Source organism: Microbispora sp. H10949 (assembly GCF_014161435.1).
GTDB classification, from domain to species: Bacteria; Actinomycetota; Actinomycetes; order Streptosporangiales; family Streptosporangiaceae; genus Microbispora; species Microbispora triticiradicis.
Genome location: NZ_JABBWZ010000003.1, coordinates 335,285 through 350,255, shown reverse-complemented (window position 1 = coordinate 350,255; position 14,971 = coordinate 335,285). Strand labels below are relative to the sequence as shown.

The window sequence follows — 14,971 nt, the reverse complement described above, 5'->3', positions numbered from 1 at the left end:
GGCGGCACGGCTCCGGTCGCGGACCCAAGCGCGAACCCAGGCGCGAACTCGGGCGCGAACTCGGGCGCGAACTCGGGCACGGTTCCGGGCGGCGCGGTTCCGGGCGTGGACCCGGGCACGGCCGCGGGTGGTGGTGCGGTCGTGGCTCCCGGCCCGGACTCGGGCTCCGATCCGGGCGCGGCTCCGCGGGGGGAGGCGGAGCAGAGATGAACACGACCGGCGAGCCGGGGGATCTCGTGCGGTGGGAGCAGGCGGGTGGCGTGGCCACGATCACGCTCGACTCGCCGCACAACCGCAACGCCCTGTCGTCCCGGCTGCTCGCGCAACTCGACGAGGCCCTGTCGCGGGCGCTGGACGAGCCCGCCGTACGGGTGATCGTGCTGACCGGCGCCGGGCCCGTGTTCTGCGCCGGGGCGGACCTGAAGGAGCAGCGCGCGGGCGGGGCGCCGGTGACCGCGTCGTTCCCCGGCGTCATGCTGCGGATCTGGGAGAGCCCGAAGCCGGTCGTGTGCCGCCTCAACGGCACGGCCAGGGCGGGCGGCCTCGGCCTGGTGGCGGCGTGCGACTTCGCGATCGCCCCGGCGAGCGCGTCATTCGCGTTCACCGAGGTGCGGCTCGGGGTGGTCCCCGCGATGATCGCGGCCACCTGCCTGCGCCGCTTGGAGCCCCGGGCCGCGGCCGAGTACCTCCTCACCGGCGAGGTCTTCACCGCCGCACGCGCGGTGGAGATCGGGCTGCTCACCCGGGCCGTACCCGAGGAGGACCTCGACGCGACGGTGGCGCACTACACGGGCATGCTGCTGCGCGGCGGCCCCGAGGCGCTGGCGATCACCAAGCGGCTCGTCCGCGAGGTGCCGCTGATGCCGATCGAGGAGGGCCTGCGGGAGATGGCCGCGCTGTCGGCCGAGCGGTTCACCTCGGAGGAGGGGCGGGAGGGCATCCGGGCCTTCGCCGAGAAACGCCCCGCCGCCTGGGTCCCCTCCGAGATCTCGGGCGCGGAAGCCGCGCGATGACGGCCGGGGCCGGGCGACCGGGACCGCTGCGGATCGCGAACTGCGGCGGCTTCTACGGCGACCGGCTCTCGGCGGCGCGGGAGATGGTCGAGGGCGGGCCGATCGACGTCCTGACCGGCGACTGGCTCGCCGAGCTCACCATGTCGATCCTCGCCGGCAACCGGCTCAAGGGCCGCCCCGGCTACGCCCGCACCTTCCTCACCCAGATGGAGCAGGTCCTCGGCACCTGCCTCGACCGGGGCATCAGGGTGGTGTCCAACGCGGGCGGCCTCGATCCGGCCGGCTGCGCGGAGGCGGTGTCCGCCCTGGCCGACCGGCTGGGGCTGCGCGCGAGCGTCGCCCACGTCACCGGTGACGATCTCATGCCGCTCGCCGGGCCGCCGGTCAACGCCGGCACCGGCGAGATCCTGCGGGAGACTCCGCTGACCGCGAACGCCTACCTGGGCGGGCGGCCGATCGCGGTGGCGCTGGAGCACGGCGCCGACGTCGTCGTCACCGGGCGGGTCACCGACGCGGCGCTGGTCACCGGGCCCGGCATGTGGTGGTTCGGCTGGGGGCCCGGCGACCTCGGCCCGCTGGCCGGTTCCGTCGTCGCCGGGCACGTCATCGAGTGCGGCTGCCAGGCGACCGGCGGCAACTACGCCTTCTTCGAGGAGGTGCCCGGCCTCCCCGACTGCGGCTTCCCCATCGCCGAGCTGTACGCGGACGGGTCGAGCGTCATCACCAAGCACCCGGGCACCGGCGGGCTGGTCTCGACCGGCACCGTGACCGCGCAACTGCTCTACGAGATCGCCTCGCCCCGCTATCTCGGCCCCGACGTGACGGCCCGGTTCGACACCGTCCACCTGGAGCAGGAGGGGCCCGACCGGGTCAGGATCACGGGCGTACGCGGTGAGGCCCCGCCGGAGACGCTGAAGGTGGCGGTCACCTACGTCGGCGGCTACCGCAACACGATGACGCTGGTGCTGACCGGCCTGGACATCGCCGCGAAGGCCCGGGTCGCGCAGGAGGCGATCTGGGCCCGCGTGCCCCGGGACTCCTTCGACCAGGTCCACGTGGAGCTGACCCCCCTCGGCCCGCACGCGTACGAGCCGGGGACGGCCGCGGACACAGGCGGGACCGCGTTGCTGCGGATCACGGTCATGGACTCCGACGCCCGCAAGGCGGGACGGGCGTTCTCCTCGGCGGTGGTGGAGACCGGCCTGGCGAGCTACCCCGGCTTCTTCGGGCTGACGCCGCCCGCCGACGCCTCCCCCTACGGCGTCTACTGGCCCTCCTCGGTCGACGCCCGTGCCGTGCTCCCGGTCGTGACCGTCGGCGGGGTCCGCATCGAGGTGCCGTACGCGCCGCCAGGGCCGCTGGTCTCCCCTGACGCGTACGGCCCGACCGGCGGCGTCACGGATCACCAGGCGGCACCGCCGTACGCGGGTGATCTCACGGCCGGGCCGGTCCGGCCGCTGGGCCGGGTCGTGGGCGCGCGGTCGGGCGACAAGGGCGGCGACGCCAATCTCGGCGTCTGGGTGCGCGACCCCGCCCGCTACCCGTGGCTCGCGGCGTTCCTGACCGTGGAGCGGCTCGGGGAACTGCTGCCGGAGATCGGCGGGCTGCCGGTGGAGCGGTTCGCGCTGCCCAACCTGCACGCGCTCAACTTCGTGATCCACGGTCTGCTGGGAAGGGGCGTGGCCGCGAGCCCGCTCCTCGACGCGCAGGCCAAGGCGCTCGGGGAACGCCTGCGCGCGGTCCGCGTGCCGGTCCCGCCCTGAACTGCCTCGTGCCGCTCCCGCACTAGGATTGCGCAATCGCAGGACCGCCCGCATGCGGAGGTGGAAGTGAGCGGTTTCCATCAAGCCCGCATGGACCTGGGGGTCCGGCTACGCCGGCTGCGGGAGAACGCCCGCCTGTCCGGGAAGGACCTCGCCGAGCGGCTCCACTGGCAGCCGTCGAAGGTCTCGCGCATCGAGAACGCCCGCCAGACCGCCTCCGAGGACGACGTGGCCGCGTGGGGGAAGGCCGTGGAGGCCGACCCGCAGACGATCGACGCGCTGGTCAGGCAGGTGGCCGGGCTCCAGGAGCGGCAGGACTCCTGGCGGCAGCGGCACCGGAACGGCCTGGCCGCCCTGCAGGAGGACATCCGCGACCTGGAGACGCGCACCCTCCTGTTCCGGGCCTTCGAGCCCGGGGCGGTGATCGGGCTGCTGCAGACCACCGAGTACGCCCGGCACGTCTTCGGGAAGCTCAGGCGGCTGTACAGGTCGACCGCCGACGTGGACGACGCGATCCGGGTGCGCATGCGGCGCCAGGAGATCCTGTACGACCCCGCGCGGCGGTTCCGGTTCGTCATGCCCGAGTCGGTGCTGCGCTACCGGCTGGCGCCACCCGACGTGATGCGCGGCCAGCTCGACCGGCTGATCGCGGTGACGACGCTGCCGAACGTGGAGTTCGGCCTGCTGCCGTTCGAGGCACCGCTGCCGTCCGCGCTGACGAACTCGTTCTGGATCTACGACAACGCCCTGGTGGGGGTGGCCACCGGCACCAGGGACCTGCTGCTGCGCGACGCCGGCGAGGTGGATTTCTACGCCCGGGCGTTCGAGGAGTTCTGGGAGGCGGCGGCCTTCAGGGACGACGCGAGGGCGCTGATCGTCCGCGCCCTCGACGACTACACCCTCCACCAGCCGCGCTGACCCACACTCCGCGCCGCCCGCCCGCCGCGCTGACCCACGCACCAGGCCACCCGCCTGCCGCATGGACCCGCGCACCGCGTTCCCGCCCGCCGGGCCGCGCGCCCCGTGGCGCCGCGTCGGGCGCCTGGAGCCCTTCAGAGCCGAGTGGCTAGCGAGCGAAGCCCGGCGATCACCTCCGCGCCGCCGGGCGCGTGGTCCGGATCCACCAGCCACTGCAGCATCAGACCGCTCAACAGGGCGAGCGGCACCGAGCCGCCGAGCCCTTCGCGTCCTTCCCGCTGCCCCCTGGCGAGGTGTTCGCGTACCTCCGGTGACCGCTCGGCCCGCACCGCGGCCTCGAGTTGGGCCACCCACAGCGCCCGGTGCGTGGTGAAGCTGTCGATCAGCACCTGCCAGCGCTGTTCGGGCCTGTCGGACGGAGTGCGAGAGGCCAGCTCCTCGGAGAGCTCGTCGACCGCCTCCACGAGGGCCTGCGTGAGCAGGGCGTCCTTGGAGCCGAAGTGGTAGCCGATGGCGGCGTGACTGACTCCGGCGGCCGAGGCGATGTCACGGACGGTCGTGTGCGCCCAGCCGCGTTCGACAAGGCACCGCTTGGCGCCGGCCAGCAGGTCCTCTCGGTTTCCCATGCCGAGCAGCATACGGGATCGATTGACCATTTGGCTTATCCATATGGTTTGACCAAATGGACAAGACCCGGCTACGGTCGTGCCATGACAGCAACAAAGGTTCTGATCTCCGGAGCGAGCGTGGCCGGACCCGCCCTCGCCTATTTCCTGCGGCGCGACGGCTACGAGGTGACCGTGGTCGAGCGCGCACCGGACCTCCGCGACAGCGGGTACGCCGTGGACTTCCGGGGCGCGGCGTTCGAGGTCCTCGACGAGATGGGCATCCTGTCCGAGCTCCGCGAACACGACACCAGGATGAGCGGCACCCTCCTCGTCGACGAGGAGGGCACCGAGATCGGGCGGCTGCCCGCCGAGGCCTTCGCCGGCGAGCTGGAGGTGCCCAAGAGGGAGCTGACCCGGATCCTGCACCGCATCACGGCGGGCGACGTGACGTACGTGTTCGACGACTCGATCAGCGCGCTGACCGAGCGCGAGTCCGGGATCACGGCCGAGTTCGAACGCGGTGCCACCCGCGAGTTCGACCTCGTGTTCGGCGCCGACGGCGTGCACTCGAAGGTCAGACGGCTGGCCTTCGGCTCGCCCGCCGGCGCCCTGCGGCACCTGGGCCTTTCCGGCGCCGGTTTCAGCACCGTCAACCACCTCGGACTCCGCCGGAGCGGAATACTGCAGCACGGCGCGGACCGGGCGATCTTCCTGCTGAGCACGGGCGACGCCGACCGGCTCACGGTCAGCCTCTCCTTCTCCACCGCCTCCCCCGCGCTCGACCGGCGGCCCCGGCACGAGCAGGAGCAGGCGGTGCGCGCCGCCTTCGCCGGGCGCGGCTGGGAGGTGCCCCGGCTGCTGGAGGCGATGAGCGAGGCCGACGACTTCTATTTCTCCTCGTCCTGCCAGGTCCACCTGGACCGCTGGTCGGCGGGCCGGGTCGCGCTGGTCGGCGACGCGGGGTACTGCGCCGCGCCGACCAGCGGCATGGGCACCTCACAAGCACTGGTCGGTGCCCGGGCCCTGGCACGCGCCCTCGCCTCGGCGGGCGGCGATCACACGACCGCGTTCGCCGCGTACGAGGAGGAACTGCGGCCCTACGTCTTGGAGAACCAGGCGACAGGGCGGGAGACCGCGGTCACGATGTTCGGCGGAGGGGCCGCCCCTACGGATGCGCACACCTCGTGACCCCTCGCCGAGGCACCGCCGCCCTGGCGGACGCGCCGGACGCGCGGGCGACGCGACCCGTCCCGGCCGCGAGCCCGCGCGCCTCATCCGCCGGTAGGCGGTCCGTCACTCGCCCAGCACGGTCTGCAGGTCCATGACGTGGTCCTGCGTCTGCTGGAGCAGCGGGCGCAGCGCCTCGGCGACGTCGCTCAGGCCGAGCTGCTGGGCCTGCTCCACCCGCTCGCGGTAGCGGCGCAGCTGCTCCTGCTCCAGTTCGAGGTCGAGCCGCAACGCCTGCGCGCTGTCGGTCGCGACCGGGATCTCGGGAACGTGGACGCTCGGCACGCCGCCGAGGAAGTCGATCTGCTCGGCCAGCGTGCTCGCGTGGTTGAGCTCCTGGCCGAGGTGCTGCTTGAGCTCCTCGATGATCGACAGGTACTGCGCACCCTTGATCGTCGCCGCGTGCTGGACGTACTGCACGATCGAGCGGTACTCGCTCTCCAGATCCTCGTTCAGGAGGGCGATGAAGGCCTCCGTGTCCATGGGTGATCGTCCTTTCGTCATCGAGAGGCCCTTCCCGTACCCGCGAAGGTGGCGGCCGAACACGTCCGGTCCCGATATCGGCGCTGGGTATCGGTGCTCGTACGCGCTCAGCTCAGGCGGTAAAGGGTGCTTGTCCCGGTTCCGCCGTATTCGGACGCCGGGACGAGGGTCGCGTTGGCCTTGACCCAGGTGGTGACGGACGAGTCGGCCCCGCCGCCGGGTCCGCGTCCCTCGCCGAGCAGGACGTACCGCAGGCTGCCGTCCGCGGCGTACCTCTTCAGCAGGTCCACGGTCATCGCGGGATCGGAGCCGGTGAAGCCGCCCATCGCGATGACCGGCTCTCCGGTCGACAGGATGAGCGAGGAGGCGCTCTGCGCGCTTCCCACGGCGACCAGCCAGGTGGCACCGCCCTTGTTCCGCTTCAGGTAGGCGGCCATCTCGGCGTCCACGGCCCCGCCCATCCCTCCAGGTCCGCCCAGCCGTCCGCCCAGCCGTCCGCCCGTCCCGTCCTCCGGCCGCCCGGGCGGTGTGCCCTGGCCGGGAAGACCACCGGGGAGGCCACCAGGGAGGCCACCGCGCCCGCCGAAGAGGGCGCCGCCGCTCCCGGTCATGGGGCCTGCGGTGGGGTTGGTGCCGTTCACCGCCGCGCCGAGCGGCGTCACGGCGTACGCCGCCGGTCCGGCGAGCCCGGACACGACCGCCGCGGCCGATGCGAGCGCCGTGACCCGTGCCACCGCCGTGACCCGCGTGGCCGCACGGCGTCCGCGCCCGGCGGCGGGGTCCGCGTCTGGCCTCACGGGGACGAACGCCGAGGCCACCAGGGCGAGCACGGCCACCGCCGTCACGCCCGCGATCGTCCAGGCGAGCCAGGGCACGAACTCCGGCGTACGGCGCAGCACGGCGAACGACCAGGCACCCGTCGCGGCGACGGCCGCCGCCAGGACCGGTCGCCAGGCCCGGGACGTACGGGCCGCCCGCCACATCAGCACGCCGCCGGCGCCGGTCAGCGCGGCGATCGCGGGAGCCATCGCGGTCGTGTAGTAGGGGTGGAACGTGCCGCTGGAGAAGCTGAACACGACGTAGTGGACCAGCAGCCAGCCGCCCCAGAGCAGCAGCGCGGCGCGGACGGGCCGGGTCGCGGGCCCGTACCTGTGCCGGGCGGCCAGGAGCAGACCGCAGACGAGCGCCACCGCGGCGAACGGGAGCAGCCAGGAGATCTGCCCGGCCATGACGTCGTTGAACAGCCGCCCGGCGCCCGCCGTGCCGCCGAACCCGCCTCCCGGGCCACCTCCCGGGCCGCCGCCGAATGCCCGGGTGAGGCCCTCGGGCAGGTCGCCGGACGCCGCTGCGGGGAGCCGGGCCGGCCCGCCGTTGCCCGCGCCGCCGAAGACGCGGCCGAGGCCGTTGTAGCCGATCACCAGGTCCCACACGCTGTTGTCGGTGCTGCCCCCGATGTACGGCCGGGAGGAGGCCGGGGTCAGGTCGACCAGGACCATCCACCATCCGCTGGAGACGACGAGCACCGCTCCGGCGGCGAGCAGGCGCCCGATCCGCCGTACGAGCCGCCCCGGCGCCGCGTACAGGTAGGCGAGCGCGAACGCGGGCAGCACCAGGTAGGCCTGCAGCATCTTGGTGTTGAAGGCGAGGCCCACCAGCACGGCGACCGTCAGCAGCGTGCGCAGGCGCCCGGTGTGGGTCGCCTCCAGGCAGAACCACCCGGCCGCCACCAGCAGGAGCACCAGGATCGTGTCCGGGTTGTTGTCCCGGTCGATGGCGACGGTGATCGGCGTCAGCGTCATCACCAGCGCCGCCAGCAGGGCCGCCACCCCGGCCGCGCGCTCGCCGAGCCCGCGCAGCGACCGCCGTACGGCCGAGCCGACCAGGGCCACCGACCCGACCCCCGCGGCGGCCTGCGGCAGCAGCATGCTCCACGTGCCGAAGCCGAAGATCCGGGCCGACAGGCCCATGACCCAAAGCGCGAACGGCGGCTTGTCGACGGTGATGAACGACCCGGCGTCCAGCGCGCCGTAGAAGAACGCCTTCCAGCTTCGGGTGCCGGAGTAGATCGCGGCCGCGTAGTAGTCGTTGGCGTACCCGTTGCGGCCGAGCGCCCAGGTGTGGAGGACGGCCGCGAGGACGAGGACGGCCCACCTGCCCCAGCGCAGGAACGGAGTGGCAGGGGCTCGCCGGCCGATCGGGGTCATGGTGGCGAGCACGGTCATCGGGAGTCCTTGCCGGGCGCGAAGACCCAGGATCGCAGGAGCAGGAAGCGCAGCAGCGTGGCGAGGCCGTTCGCGACGACCACGGCGGCCAGTTCGGCCGCCCGCGGCGCCCCGGCGGGCAGCGCGGCCAGGCCCGCGCTGGTCAGCGCGAGCCCCGCGACGAAGGCGACGAGCCCGCCCAGGTGGTGCCGCAGGGCCCCCGCCCGGCCGCGTACGCCGAAGGTGAAGCGCCGGTTGGCGGCGGTGTTGGCCACCGCCGTCACCAGCAACGCGACCGCGTTGGCGATCACGGCCGGCAGGACGGCGCGCAGCGTCCAGAACAGCGCGAGGTGGGCGGCCGTGCTGATCACGCCGATGACCGCGAACGCCGGGATCTGCCTCCTGATGGACGTGGTGGCCGGGCGGGCCGGCGGACGGCGCAGGCTCGCGCGGGCGACCCGCCACATGCCGCGCAGGTCGCCGACCGCCGTCCTGACGATGTCCACCCGGCTGTCGGGGTCGTCCACCCAGTCGACCGGCACCTCGTGGATGCGCAGGCCGTGCTGCTCCGCGAGCAGCAGCAACTCGGTGTCGAAGAACCACTCCTCGTCGCGTACGGCGGGCAGCAGCGCCTGCGCCACCTCCGTGCGGACGGCCTTGAAGCCGCACTGCGCGTCGGAGAAGCGCACGCCCATCAGCGACCGCAGGAGCAGGTTGTAGGCCCGGGAGATGATCTCGCGCTTCGGGCCGCGCACCACGTTGGCCCAGGGAGAAAGGCGGGTGCCGATCGCCAGGTCGCTGTGCCCGCTCAGCAGCGGCGCGACGAGCGGCAGGAACGCGTCCAGGTCGGTCGACAGGTCGACGTCCATGTACGCGACGACGTCGGCGTCGCTGGCCTCCCACACCCTCCGCAGGGCCCGGCCCCGGCCCTTGCGGTCGAGGTGGACGGCCCGCACACCGGGCAGTTCGCCCGCCAGCCGCTCGGCGATCCGCCACGTGGCGTCGGTGCTCGCGTTGTCCGCGATCGTCACGCGGAAGCCGTACGGGAACTCGCGGGCGAGGTAGTCGTGCAGCCGCCGCACGCTTGCGGCCAGTACTCGCTCCTCGTTGTGGACGGGGACGACCACCTCGACCAGCCGGGTCCGGCGGGACGCCCCCGCCTCCGGCCCAGACACCATCGTTACGCTCATGGCCCCACGCTCGCGACCCCTGATGGGACCGCCCTGAGCCCTCGATTAACGCCGCATGAGAACCTCCATGACGCTGCGGGAGCGCCCCCACAGGCCGTTCTCGGCGCCGCTGCCAAGAGGAGACAAGCGGGGCCGGCGACTACAAGTGATATCACCAGAGCGGTCTTCGTTGATAGCATCGAACGGTGAAACAACTGCTGCTTCGGATCGATGACGACCTGCATCGGCGCATCACGCGCCGAGCTCACCGCACGGGCCGATCCATCAACGCGACCGCCGGAGAGATCCTCGCGAGAGGCGTCGCCGATGAGGCGCTCGATGCGCGGGCGGAACTGCGCGCCCGGGCCCGCCGCCTGGGTGTCCTCGCGGAGGGTTGTGTGCCCAAGACGCCACGGGTGACGAGCGCTGACCGCGAACGCGCTCTGGAAACGACCGAGGGTATCGGCCCCATACTCGACCGGCTCTGGGCCGAAGGTCGCTGACCGCCGCCGTGCTCACCTATGTCGACTCCTCCTTCCTCGCCTGCGCCTACCTTCGTGACGAACCTGGTCATGGTCGGGCTCGTGAGCTGCTGGACGACCCTGATCATCTCTTGGTGACAGGGACGCTGACGGTGGTCGAAGTGACCGGTGTCCTGGTGCGTGCGGCACGCACGCAACGACTGATGGATCTGGACGGAACCCTCGCGGTTCTATCGTCCGACCTTGGCGAAGACGGTCCTGTTACGCTGCTCGCCGCTCCTCGTGAGGCAGTCGAACAGCGCGCCACCGAGATCGTCTATGTCCATGCGTTGCGTGCACTCGACGCGATTCACCTCGCTCTGGCGGAGATCGCGGCGATTCCTCTTCTGGAGGAAGAGGGAGACAAGCTCGGCTTCGCCAGCCGCGATGGCTTTCAGGCACAGGCCGCCGAAGCACTCGGATTCGCTCTCGTGTGAACACGCGGCTGTGCCGGCGTGTCAGGTGGTGACGGTGGCGACGGGGTCGAGGCCGTAGGTGCGGGCGTAGCCGTTCTCCACGCCGACGAGGAGGTCGACGACCTCGAAATAGCGGTCCCAGAAGGGTGTTTCGCGCAGCGCGTCGATGAGGAGCTGATAGGCGTGGTGGTCATCCGCCTCCCAGACCCAGACGTCGGTGACGCGCGTGGAGTAGAACTCCGTGTCGTAGAAGCGTGACCGGACGCCGGTGGTCCTGGCCTCGATCGCGGGGACGACCTGGGTGGCAAAGGCGTCCGCCCGTTCCCGGACGGTCATGGCGAGCCATTCGGGCGTGGTCTTGACGAGCATGAACGCGGTGACCGGCGGTTCGGTCGTCTCAGCGGGCATGATGTGCTCCCTTTGTGGTGGCAGGTGGCCTCGGTCTGGTGGGCATCACGGATGCGCCGGCAGGCGTCAGGCGAGGACGGCGGGCTTGAGGGTCCGGGCGCACCACTGCTCGAAGGTGGTGGGGGAGGCGGTGTCCGGCGTACGGGTGACACCGGCGTCGAGGCCGTCGTCCTTGGCCCGCTTCATGTCGACGACGCCCTGGACGAACGCCTCGTTGAGGCCGTAACCGGCGAGGGTGGCGTGCAGGTCGTCGAGCGACTGGCGTTCGTAGCGGACGGGACGGCCGAACTGCTCGGTCATGATGCGGGCCAGGTCGTTCGGGGACAGGTCCCGTGGCCCGAGGACCGGGACGTCGCCGGTGCCGGTCCAGGAGCGGTCCAGCAGCAGGCGGGCGGCGACGGCCGCGATGTCGGCGACGGCGACGAGGGGGGCCCTGCGGCCGGCGGCGACGACGTCGGTGAAGACGCCCTTCTCGCTGATCGAACCGGCCTCCTCCAGAAGGTTCTCGAAGAAGGAGGGGCAGGCCAGGGCCCGGTAGGCGACGCCGGTCCCCGCGATGAGGTCGTCCATGTCGAGGGACGCGGTGACGAGTCCGGCGCGTCCGGCGACCGGGGTGCCGCGGCCGAGCGCGGAGACGCCGACGACATGGCCGACGCCGTGGGCGGCGAGCGCCTTCGCGGCGGGGCGGGTGAAGCCGCAGTAGGCGTCCGCCGGGGTCAGGGAGGCGTCCGGGGGGACGAGCCAGAAGACGGCGTCGGCGCCCTCGAAGGCCCGGTCGACGACCTCGGCGTCGCCGTGCGAGCCGGTGACCACCTCGACGCGTTCGCGTACCGGGCCGGGGAGCCTGGCGGGGTCGCGCACGACCACGCGCAGTTCCTCACCACGGGCGGGGGCGGACTCCAGGAGCAGGGACAGCAGCCGGCGGCCGATGTTCCCGGTCGGAGCAGTAATGACGATCATGAGAACCTCGTGGGTCGCGTCGGATCGGAACGCCCCCAATCCTGCGGAGGGCCACAGTGTTGCCACAATGGGAACTTCAGCATGGAATCATTGCCTGAAATGGAATTACGCTGGTGAACAGCTCAGATCCGATCATCGACGCCAATCTCGCCGTCGCGCTGGACGCCCTGCTGGCCGAGCAGAGCGTCACCCGCGCCGCCGCCCGCCTGCGCACCTCCCCCGCCGCCATGAGCCGCACCCTGGCCCGCCTCCGCCGCATCCTCCAGGACCCGCTCCTGGTCCGGGCCGGGCAGGCCATGGTTCCCACCCCCCGCGCCCAGGCCCTGCGCGACGAAGCCGCCGCGGTGGTGCGCCGCCTCGAAGCACTGCTCACCCCCGGCGCCGACGTCGATCCCGCCACCCTGCGCGGCACCTTCACCCTGCAGACCGCCGACCTCGTCGGCGCGGCGCTGGCTCCGGGACTGCTGCGACGGGCCCGGCAGGAGGCGCCAGGGGTCTCGTTGCGGTTCCGGGCCGAAGAGCTGGAGGCCGGGCCGGCCCTCCGCGACGGCCGCATCGACCTGGAGATCGGATCCATCGACCACGTCGACCCCGAAACCCTGGTGGAAGAGCTGGTCACCCTCCGGATGGCGGCGGCCGTCCGGCCCGGTCATCCCCTCACCGAAGGAACCCTGACCCCGGCCCGGCTCGCCGCCGCCGAGCACGTCGCGGTCAGCCGCCGCGGCCGGTTCACCGGCCCCCTCGACACCGCCCTGGCCGAGCGGAACCTCCACCGGCGGGTCGTCGCCGTCCTTCCCGGCCACCTGGCGGCGATGACCCTCGCCGCCCGCAGCGACGTCGTCTGCCTCATCCCCACCGCACCCCCCGGCGCCGGCCCCTCGCCTCTCACCGACCCCGCCGGCGCCCTCGGCCTCCGCCTCCTCGACATTCCCCTCCCGCTGCCGCCGTTGACCATCGGCATGGCCTGGCACCCCCGTCACGCCGCCGACGGAGCCCACCGCTGGCTCCGCGACGCCGTCCGCCGGACTCTTGGCGCACCCGCGATCACGTGAGGGGTCGTCAGCGGCGCGGGCCTCCCACGGAGACCGCCGCCTCGCCGGGGGCGAGGTCGGCCGGTGACGCCGGACGGCCCTCGCAGCGGGAGTCGGGCGGGATCGGCACAGGCGCGGGAGCCAGCCAGGAAAGGGCGCTCCGCTCGACGTTCCACTGGTGGAGGTCCACGGTGGTGTGCGGGACCGCGCCCGGCTCCGGGCAGAGTACCTGGGACACCAGCAGGTCGTTGCGTACGAAACGGACCGCGCCGGAGCGTTCGAGGATGGTGACGAGACGGTCGTCGCTGGCGATCACGTAGCCGATCGTGACCTGTTCGGCCCCGCCGTTCGGCTTGGTGGCGATCTCCATGGCCGTGAGCGGCAGGATCGGCGAGCGAAGCACCACCACTCCGGCGACCAGCGGAAAGAGCACGGCGAGCGTCCAGGTCAGGCCGTGCACCACCAGTGGCGCGGCGGAGGCGGGGACCGGCCCGGTGACCAGCGGGGCGAGCACGGGCGGCGCGGTGAGCAGGATCAGCGTGGCGACGTCACGCTGCGCCAGCGCCTGCATGATCGCCGGGCGGAACAGCAGGAGGACGAGGACGCCGGAGACCACCGGCACCACCAGGCAGACGGCCCGGATCCACGTCCGGTCCAGTGGGCGGCGTTCCCGCACGGTCAGCCCGGCCACCGCGAGTGTGAGCATGAGCAGGGTCGGCAGGAAACGGAGCTGCCAGCCGAGCAGCCCGACGCCCACGGCCACCGCGACCACCCAGTCGGGCACCCGGTCGGCGGACCGCGCCACCCAGAAGGAGCGCCGGGTGCTGAGCCGGTAGAGCGGCCCGAGCACCCGTCCGGCCAGCACCACGGCGGGCAGCACCCACACGAGCGTCAGCAGCACCGTCGTGAGCAGGCCGAGCGGGCTGACGTACTGCACGAGCAGCAGCAGGGTCTGCGTATCCTGCCTGCTGGCGTACCAGAGCCGCATCACCAGCAGCACCAGCGGGAAGGCGGGCAGGAGCGTCAGCACCCACTCCTGGTTGCGCTGCGGCGCGCGGATCCTTCCCGTCTCCCCGGCCTCAGCAGCCATCGGCGGAAAGGGCTCGCTCCCACGGCCACCGGCGCACCTGCGGCGCCTTCAGGCACGGCTGGGTGCTCTGGGCCACGTTCACCCCGGGATTGGCCGCCAGCATCGGACGGATGTGCCGGTCGTAGGCCTCCTCCCACATCCTGTTCTGCGGGTCCGCGTACGAGCGGTACAACGCCAGCTCGACCAGGGTGCGCAGGGCCGTGTTGGTGCCCGTGTTCACCGCCCACATCTCGGTCGTCTCCAGCCCGATGTCGTGGTGTCTCAGCTTCCCGCCGGACTTGGCGACGAATCCCGCCATGATCGCGGCGTCCGTGCTGACGGCGTCGTACAGGTGGGCCTCCAGCCCCTCGAAGCAGGCACTGATCTTGTTCTCCGCCGTCACCCTGGCGCCGCTCTCGGCCAGCGGGCCCTCCGAGGTCGAGGTGCCGAGCGTGCAGACCTTCTCACCGGCGAGCTGACCGAGGGAGGTCACCCGGGCGTGATCGGCCCGTGTCACCACCGACTGCTCGGTGAACAGGTAGGGGCTGGAGAGGCCGACCGACGGATCCTGCAGCCGTTTGGCGGTGATGCTGAACGTCGCCACCACGAGGTCGACGGTGACGAAGTTCCCGTCGGCGTCGGTGGCCTGGCGGCGGGCCCGGTCCTCGGTCTCGATGGACAGGAACTCCACCTGGTCGGGCCGGAAACCGAGCTCTCCGGCGATCATGTAGGCGATGTCGATGTCGAAGCCGGAGAAGGCGCCGGTCCGGTCGCGCAGGGCGATGCCCGGGGTGTCGTCCTTCACCCCGATCAGGAGCTTCTTCTTCCCCGTTAGCCGGGCCTGCTCGCGTAACTCGGCCTCGGTCGGCGGCCCGGCGGCGAAGAGGATCCAGCCGCCGACGAGAACCGCGGCCATGATGGCGGCCAGCCAGCCGTACAGCCGCAGCCAGTCTCCCCGGCGACGAGGTGGTCCGGCCTCCTGGGCCGGGGGCGCCGGCGGAGGCGGAGAGCTCGGCGCGGCCGGTTCCGCTTCCGGCCGCACCCGCCGCTGCCGGCGTCCGAACCGCTTCCCTGACTCCACCCGAGCAGCCTCCGTCGCAACGTCGAGCCCACCATATTCACGGAGATCATCCCGGAAAAGGGGTGTTCGCTTTCAGCGGGTGACTCGGAGAACGAGAACGCCC

15 protein-coding genes are annotated in these 14,971 nt (G+C 72.5%); 7 read left to right on the top strand and 8 right to left on the bottom strand.

Features of this window, described 5'->3' with window-relative positions; all coding sequences use genetic code 11:
* Window positions 1-206 precede the first annotated feature (206 nt).
* The 3 genes from HHX40_RS09065 (at window position 207) to HHX40_RS09055 (ending at window position 3,694) form a co-directional block, all read left to right on the top strand.
* Window positions 207-1,013 carry an enoyl-CoA hydratase-related protein gene (locus HHX40_RS09065; RefSeq protein ID WP_182880169.1) on the top strand — a complete coding sequence of 269 codons (807 nt, stop codon included), beginning with the start codon at window positions 207-209 and terminating at the stop codon, window positions 1,011-1,013.
* Window positions 1,010-2,776 (top strand): acyclic terpene utilization AtuA family protein, encoded by a 1,767-nt coding sequence (locus HHX40_RS09060; protein WP_182880168.1) that lies wholly within the window; start codon window positions 1,010-1,012, stop codon window positions 2,774-2,776. Before HHX40_RS09065 ends, HHX40_RS09060 begins: the two co-directional genes overlap by 4 nt.
* Before the next feature lie 90 nt (window positions 2,777-2,866).
* Window positions 2,867-3,694, top strand: coding sequence for a helix-turn-helix domain-containing protein (locus HHX40_RS09055; RefSeq protein ID WP_220498876.1), 828 nt, complete (start codon window positions 2,867-2,869; stop codon window positions 3,692-3,694).
* A gap of 134 nt (window positions 3,695-3,828) precedes the next feature.
* On the opposite strand, the gene HHX40_RS09050 is transcribed toward HHX40_RS09055, so the two are convergent.
* Window positions 3,829-4,320, bottom strand: coding sequence for a TetR/AcrR family transcriptional regulator (locus HHX40_RS09050; RefSeq protein ID WP_182880166.1), 492 nt, complete (start codon window positions 4,318-4,320; stop codon window positions 3,829-3,831).
* 84 nt (window positions 4,321-4,404) lie between these two features.
* On the opposite strand from HHX40_RS09050, the gene HHX40_RS09045 reads away from it, so the two are divergent.
* Window positions 4,405-5,490, top strand: a complete 1,086-nt coding sequence (locus HHX40_RS09045; RefSeq protein WP_182880165.1) for an FAD-dependent monooxygenase — start codon at window positions 4,405-4,407, stop codon at window positions 5,488-5,490.
* A 105-nt stretch (window positions 5,491-5,595) separates the two neighbouring features.
* Here HHX40_RS09045 and HHX40_RS09040 read toward each other — a convergent pair whose 3' ends face one another.
* The 3 genes from HHX40_RS09040 to HHX40_RS09030 form a co-directional block, all read right to left on the bottom strand.
* Window positions 5,596-6,012, bottom strand: coding sequence for a ferritin-like domain-containing protein (locus tag HHX40_RS09040; protein WP_182880164.1), 417 nt, complete (start codon window positions 6,010-6,012; stop codon window positions 5,596-5,598).
* A 107-nt stretch (window positions 6,013-6,119) separates the two neighbouring features.
* On the bottom strand, window positions 6,120-8,234 hold the full coding sequence (locus HHX40_RS09035; protein WP_182880163.1) for a glycosyltransferase family 39 protein: 2,115 nt from the start codon (window positions 8,232-8,234) through the stop codon (window positions 6,120-6,122).
* A complete protein-coding gene (locus HHX40_RS09030) occupies window positions 8,231-9,403 on the bottom strand; it encodes a bifunctional glycosyltransferase family 2/GtrA family protein (protein ID WP_182880162.1) in 1,173 nt (390 codons plus the stop codon). Before HHX40_RS09030 ends, HHX40_RS09035 begins: the two co-directional genes overlap by 4 nt.
* A gap of 185 nt (window positions 9,404-9,588) precedes the next feature.
* Between HHX40_RS09030 and HHX40_RS09025 the strand changes: the two genes are divergently transcribed.
* Both HHX40_RS09025 and HHX40_RS09020 read left to right on the top strand, forming a co-directional pair.
* Window positions 9,589-9,885, top strand: a complete 297-nt coding sequence (locus tag HHX40_RS09025) for a FitA-like ribbon-helix-helix domain-containing protein (protein ID WP_182880161.1) — start codon at window positions 9,589-9,591, stop codon at window positions 9,883-9,885.
* An 8-nt stretch (window positions 9,886-9,893) separates the two neighbouring features.
* A complete protein-coding gene (locus HHX40_RS09020; RefSeq protein WP_182880160.1) occupies window positions 9,894-10,340 on the top strand; it encodes a type II toxin-antitoxin system VapC family toxin in 447 nt (148 codons plus the stop codon).
* Window positions 10,341-10,361: 21 nt separating this feature from the next.
* Here HHX40_RS09020 and HHX40_RS09015 read toward each other — a convergent pair whose 3' ends face one another.
* Window positions 10,362-10,727: a darcynin family protein gene (locus HHX40_RS09015; RefSeq protein WP_182880159.1), complete on the bottom strand. Its 366-nt coding sequence runs from the start codon at window positions 10,725-10,727 to the stop codon at window positions 10,362-10,364.
* A gap of 66 nt (window positions 10,728-10,793) precedes the next feature.
* Window positions 10,794-11,687, bottom strand: a complete 894-nt coding sequence (locus HHX40_RS09010; protein ID WP_182880158.1) for an NAD(P)H-binding protein — start codon at window positions 11,685-11,687, stop codon at window positions 10,794-10,796.
* A gap of 113 nt (window positions 11,688-11,800) precedes the next feature.
* On the opposite strand from HHX40_RS09010, the gene HHX40_RS09005 reads away from it, so the two are divergent.
* A complete protein-coding gene (locus tag HHX40_RS09005; RefSeq protein ID WP_220498875.1) occupies window positions 11,801-12,739 on the top strand; it encodes a LysR family transcriptional regulator in 939 nt (312 codons plus the stop codon).
* A gap of 7 nt (window positions 12,740-12,746) precedes the next feature.
* Here HHX40_RS09005 and HHX40_RS09000 read toward each other — a convergent pair whose 3' ends face one another.
* The gene (locus HHX40_RS09000; RefSeq protein ID WP_182880157.1) at window positions 12,747-13,808 is read right to left on the bottom strand and encodes a hypothetical protein; all 1,062 of its coding nucleotides are present in this window, start codon (window positions 13,806-13,808) and stop codon (window positions 12,747-12,749) included.
* Window positions 13,798-14,868 (bottom strand): transporter substrate-binding domain-containing protein, encoded by a 1,071-nt coding sequence (locus HHX40_RS08995; RefSeq protein ID WP_182877057.1) that lies wholly within the window; start codon window positions 14,866-14,868, stop codon window positions 13,798-13,800. Before HHX40_RS08995 ends, HHX40_RS09000 begins: the two co-directional genes overlap by 11 nt.
* Window positions 14,869-14,971: the final 103 nt, after the last annotated feature.